Source organism: Sphingobium wenxiniae, from assembly GCF_007830065.1.
Taxonomy (GTDB): domain Bacteria; phylum Pseudomonadota; class Alphaproteobacteria; order Sphingomonadales; family Sphingomonadaceae; genus Sphingobium; species Sphingobium wenxiniae.
Genome location: NZ_VLKK01000069.1, coordinates 1 through 1,764, shown reverse-complemented (window position 1 = coordinate 1,764; position 1,764 = coordinate 1). Strand labels below are relative to the sequence as shown.

At 67.9% G+C, this 1,764-nt stretch carries 1 protein-coding gene and 1 pseudogene; one reads left to right on the top strand and one right to left on the bottom strand.

Features of this window, described 5'->3' with window-relative positions; genetic code table 11:
- A pseudogene (locus IQ35_RS21845) lies at positions 1–166 on the bottom strand (mobilization protein); the annotation flags it as partial.
- Between the two features lie 146 nt (positions 167–312).
- Between IQ35_RS21845 and mobQ the strand changes: the two are divergent.
- Positions 313–1,764, top strand: a 1,452-nt coding sequence (gene mobQ / locus IQ35_RS20825) for a MobQ family relaxase (protein WP_242003444.1), incomplete at its 3' end; no start/stop codon positions are given.

The following is a 1,764-nucleotide window of genomic DNA, read 5'->3' as shown; positions in this document are numbered from 1 at the left end:
CTTTCATGGCGGCATCGAGGAGCAGGCCGCCGAGGATGATCTTGCGGCGCGCATCGGCCTTGCGGTTCATGGTGGCGGCGCGGGCTTCCAGTGCCTGCAACCGGGCCTTGGCCTGCTGGACCTTGCGACGTGCGGTTTCGATAGCCTCTGGCGTGGGAGCGGCCATGGTCAATCCTTTCGCTGCGCGATATTGATAGCACCGGACCCGACCGAGCGAAAGGGAGGAAGGGCGCACTTATGCAAACTTGCGTTTGCGTGCGTCAGGGGATACCCCTGAACCCCAGCGGGCTATCGCCCGCGCCATGCTCCCGCATGGCTAGTAAGGGCGCGGCGATGGCGAGCTTCCATCTTGCGGTTAAGACGATCAGCCGTTCCGCCGGTCGCAGTGCGACGGCGGCAGCGGCTTATCGTGCGGGCGTCGAAATCACGGACGAGCGAACCGGCCTCGTCCACGATTACACCCGCAAGCAAGGCGTCGAGCATAACGCGCTTGTTGTGCCCGCCGACGCCCCGGCGTGGGCCAACAACCGGGCCGCGCTCTGGAACGCCGCCGAGCAGGCCGAGACGCGCAAGAACTCCACCGTCGCCCGTGAATATGAAATCGCGCTTCCGGCCGAGTTGTCGGCCGAGGCGCGGCGCGAGCTTGCGCTGGGCCTCGCGCGGGAGATCAGCGAGCGGCATGGGGTGGCGGTGGACGTGGCGATCCACGCACCAGGTCGCGAGGGCGACCAGCGCAACCATCATGCCCATCTGCTGACGACGACGCGGCGGATCGGCCCGGAAGGGCTGGGCGAGAAGACCCGCGAACTGGACCAGAAGACGAGCGGGGAGGTCGAGCGCTGGCGTGGCCGGTGGGCCGAGATGCAGAATGTTGCCCTTGAGCGCGCCGGTAGCGTGGAGCGGGTGGACCATCGCAGCCACCAGCGGCAGGGGATCGAGCAGGAGGCGACCGTGCATATGGGGCCGAGCGCGACGGCGATGGAGCGCCGCGCCGAGCATCAGGCGATGCGGGAGGGGCGGGCCTATGAGCCGGTGACGATGGTGGGCCAGCACAACGCCGGCGTCATCGAGCGGCGGGGCCTGCGCCAGTATATCGAGCGGGGGACCGAGTGGCTACGCGATGCGGGGCAGCGCATATCGGGCAGACTCCATGCGTTCGCGGCGACCTTGAGCGGCGCGGTCGATCGCGATCGGCGCGATGCCGCCGAGGCGCAGCGTCAGGAGCAGCTTGCCGCCGAGCGCGCCCGTGAGCAGGCACAGGAGCGCCAGCAGGCGCAGGAACGGGAGAAGGTGGCGGAGAAGTTCAGGACCATAGCCGGGAAGCGCGAGGCGGGCGCCCACGGCTATGGCGACCATAACAGCGACTGGAAGGCGACCCCGGAGGCGCTCCGCAAGGCGGTGGATGCCTATAACGGGGCGAACCAGCACACCAAGGATCTCTACTCGTCATTTCCCAATATCCGGCGCGGATCACGGCCGATCGCGGGCCTCCCATGCGGCTTCGAGTTCTGCGAGGCTGGCGAAATAGTCCTGCGCCGGCGCGCTTGCGGGCAGGCTGTTGGCATGAGCGAGCGCGGCGGCGATGTATTCGCTTTCGGAGAGTTCGCCGGCGACGAACCGGACGCCCAGCGCCGCCATTCCCGGCGAGAGAGCGAAGCCCGACAGCTCGATATTGGTCCGCGCGAAATCGATCGCCTTCTGGCGTCGGGCGCGTTCGTCGTCCGATATGGGATGCTCATTCATCGGCGGGGCTTTTCTCGGGGG